General features: G+C 36.4%; 1 pseudogene. It reads right to left on the bottom strand.

Annotated features, from left to right (window positions below):
* Nucleotides 1-807: 807 nt before the first annotated feature.
* Nucleotides 808-1,002, bottom strand: a pseudogene (locus FTV29_RS15340) (hypothetical protein); the annotation flags it as partial.
* Between the last annotated feature and the right edge of the window lie 112 nt (nt 1,003-1,114).

Here is a 1,114-nt window from a genome sequence, read left to right as displayed (position 1 = left end):
TTTTGTTTTCTCCAGGCAGCACTTTCCTATATTCGCTAAAGCACGAAATTTGAAAGTGCATATAGTTCAATTTAGTTAAAGCGATGAATTAAATGACCGTCAATATCCGGTCAGCGCTAACAAAAGAAACCTAAGAGAAATGGGTACTTTTAAGATGATATTTTTCATATTGTAATCTCGTTGATCAATGTGAAATTTGCCAACATCTTTTCCACGAGATGGTGGCAAACCAAATAGGGGTGGAAATACCGCTCAACGAAACGGCCAGTCATAGACTGCCCTACTTGGCCTGCCATAAAGCATTGCCATGCAGACACAAAAGAGCCACTAAAAGTGACTCTTTAGTACGTTGAGATGCGGGTTTCCACGCCCGATTACAGATTTTGCTGTAATGTAATTATCATATGGGTATCTTTTTCTTTGGTCAAACCAAATTAGAATTTTTTTATTCATTTTTAAATAAAAAATATAAATCGATAACGTATGGATCAAATTGAAAGCAAAGAAAAAAATCAAATTCGCGGATTCCCAGGCCTTTGCTTTGTTAAAATCTGATTTGCCAAGCAAAGGCCTGGGCCCCTTAAATTGAACGATATCTGCTTAGGCTATTTCCATAAGGAAGTGTGTTGTACAGCTTCCAGTAGCAAATCAAATGCAAGGAATAATGTGATGTTTTTATTGCTTTGTTGATCCATAAAAAATACCTGAGTCTCTATTATTAAGTGATAAATGAGCAGCAAGAAGTTTTCCTAGTCAGGTAAATGATATTTATGCACACGTAGCTGTCTTGAACAAATTCACAGAATTATGATCTCTAATCACCAAATATCGTACACTCAACCACGCAAGTACCCATCGCACGGCACTTAATGACGCTTGTTTAGACATAATTCTAAAATAATCATATTTATTATGTTTCATCACTATCGGAAAAAACTGATGTTCTGTAAGGATTGAAAGCATAGGTTCATCCTCTGCCGTAAAATGTGAACCGTACCGGGTTTGTCGGAGAGTCAATATTCTGAGAGACTATCCCGATGACAAAATTAAAATATACCCCTGAAATCAGAGAAAGAGCGGTTCAATTATTGATTGAATCTGAAAAAGATTATCC

Source organism: Acinetobacter sp. YH12254 (genome assembly GCF_013417415.1).
In the GTDB taxonomy this organism is placed as follows: domain Bacteria; phylum Pseudomonadota; class Gammaproteobacteria; order Pseudomonadales; family Moraxellaceae; genus Acinetobacter; species Acinetobacter pseudolwoffii.
The sequence above is the reverse complement of the archived record's forward strand: the minus strand, read 5'-3'. Positions and strand labels throughout refer to the sequence as shown.